Annotated in this window: 2 protein-coding genes; both read left to right on the top strand. The window is 66.2% G+C overall.

Translation table 11 applies throughout. The features are described from left to right. The first annotated feature begins 275 nt into the window (after positions 1-275). Positions 276-794, top strand: a complete 519-nt coding sequence (locus IB232_RS23320) for an Hcp family type VI secretion system effector (RefSeq protein WP_137974499.1) — start codon at positions 276-278, stop codon at positions 792-794. A gap of 293 nt (positions 795-1,087) precedes the next feature. After that, on the top strand, positions 1,088-2,417 hold a 1,330-nt coding region (gene tssI, locus IB232_RS23325), incomplete at its 3' end, for a type VI secretion system tip protein TssI/VgrG (protein ID WP_192400894.1).

Consider the following 2,417-nt stretch of genomic DNA (forward strand, 5'->3'; position numbering starts at 1 on the left):
CTGCGCAACTCCTTGCACACTCGCCTCGCCGCCCCCTTGTCAGCCCCGCCCCAGCACCCGATTCACGGGCCTCCGGCGCCCTGCGCAAGCCCCTGCACAGACCTGCGCCAGATATTGCACAACCTTCCGTGACGCCCCGCACAGGACGTTTCGCAGACTCTCTTCGATCTGGCTACAGCCCTTGCCCCGCCTGACTTGACTGCCCCTGGCACGCCCCTTGTACTGCTCCGAGCTCCCGGACCTTACCGGTCTCGTCTCACAGCAAGGAGAGCACCATGCCAACACCCGCGTACATGACCCTCGAAGGCACCAAGCAAGGCCTGATCACCGCTGGCACCTTCACCGAGGACTCGGTCGGCAACATCTTCCAGGAAGGTCACGAGGACCAGATCCTGGTCCAGGGCTTCAACCACCAGGTCATCATCCCGCGCGACCCGCAGTCCGGCCAGCCGACCGGCCAGCGCGTACACAAGCCGCTGATGATCACCAAGGTGTTCGACAAGGCTTCGCCGCTGATCTTCAACTCCCTGACCTCCGGTGAGCGTCTGTCCAAGTGCCGTCTGGAGTGGTTCCGCACCTCCTCCACCGGTACCCAGGAGCACTACTTCACCATCGAGCTGGAGGATGCCGTGATCGTCGACGTGCAGTCGCGCATGCCCAACTGCCAGGACCCGGCCATGGCCCACTTCACCCACCTGGAAGACGTCTACTTCACCTACCGCAAGATCGTCTGGACCCACGAAGTGTCCGGCACTTCCGGCTCCGACGACTGGCGCTCGCCGATCTCGGCCTAAGCACCTGCCCACGACCTGCTGCGCGTCGGAAACACTGCGTTGGAAGTGGCTTCGGAATGCTCATTTACCACTCGTAAACTGCGCTTCCTCAGCCACTTCCGCCTTGTTTTTCTCTAGCTCGCGAGGTCGTGAACAGGTTCTACGGCCGCAGGCGACCGGCGGCACGCGGTTTTGCGCCACGCATCACCGCGCCCCGCCGCCGTCTCGCCGACAATGCCCGGGCTCGCAGGTAAGCGAGCCACCCCATCGGCCAGCACTCCTGGCCGATGCCCTTTCGGCAGAAGGAACAACGGATGTTCGCCCCCGCCAACCAGACGCATTTCAGCCTGAGCCTGCCCGGCGTCGAGCACGACCTGCAGGTCCTCGAGTTCACCGGCCACGAGGCGCTCAGCCAGCCCTTCGTGTTCGAGGTCACGCTGGTCAGCCAGCGCCCGGACCTGGAACTGGACACGCTGCTCGGCCAGCCGGCCTTTCTGACCCTGGATGCGCAGGGCAACGGCATCCACGCCCAGGTGCACGCCTGCGCCCAGGGCGACTCCGGTCAGCGCCTGACCCGCTACCACCTGACCCTGCGCCCGCAGCTGGCCTGGCTCGAGCATCGCATCAACCAGCGCATCTTCCAGCACCTCACGGTGCCGCAGATCGTCGCCCAGGTGCTAAGCGACCACGGCATCCTCGAAGGCAGCGGTCAGCGTTTCCAGCTCGGCGGCACTTATCCGGCCCGCGACTACTGCGTGCAGTACGACGATTCCGACCTGCACTTCATCCAGCGCCTGTGCGAGGAAGAAGGCATCCATTACCACTTCCAGCACACGCCCGAGGGCCATGTGCTGGTGTTTGGCGACGACCAGACCGGTTTTCCCAAGCTCGCCACCACCGCCTACCAGCAGGACTCCGGTCTGGTGGCGGACGACCCGGTGATCAAGCGCTTCGCCCTGCGCCTGGCCACCCGCACCAGCCGCGTCACCCGCCGCGACTACGACTTCGAGAAGCCACGCCTGCAGCTGGAAGCCGCCCATAAGGGTGAGGCCAAGCCGGACCTGGAAGACTACGACTACCCCGGCCGCTTCACCGAGCGCGGCCGCGGCAAACACCTGTCCCAGCGCGCCCTGGAGCGCCATCGCAGCGACCACCAGCTGGCCGAGGGCGAGAGCGACCAGCCGCTGCTGCGCAGCGGCCACTTCCTCAACCTGTCCGCCCATCCGCGCACGGACTGGAACCAGCTGTGGCTACTCAATGAGGTCCACCACGAGGGCAAGCAGCCCCAGGTGCTGGAAGAGTCCATCACCAGCTTCCTCGGCGGCCGCAAGGAAGACGGGCAAGCCGACGACGGCTTCAACCAGGGCTACCGCAACCGCTTCAGCGCCACGCCCTGGGATACGCCCTGGCGCCCAGCGCTGGAGCACCCCAAGCCGCGCATCCTCGGCAGCCAGAGCGCCGTGGTCACCGGCCCCAAGGGCGAAGAGATCCACTGCGACCAGTACGGCCGGGTCAAGGTGCAGTTCCACTGGGACCGCGAAGGCCAGGCCGACGACACCACCAGCTGCTGGCTGAGGGTGAGCTCCAGCTGGGCCGGCGACCGCTACGGCGGCATCGCCATCCCGCGCATCGGCATGGAGGTGC

The organism is Pseudomonas sp. PDM15 (genome assembly GCF_014851565.1).
Classification (GTDB): Bacteria; Pseudomonadota; Gammaproteobacteria; order Pseudomonadales; family Pseudomonadaceae; genus Aquipseudomonas.

Bases quoted from the DNA above. Each gene is read 5' to 3' on its own strand.
- IB232_RS23320 (WP_137974499.1), top strand. From the start codon at position 276: ATGCCAACACCCGCGTACATGACCCTCGAAGGCACCAAGCAAGGCCTG.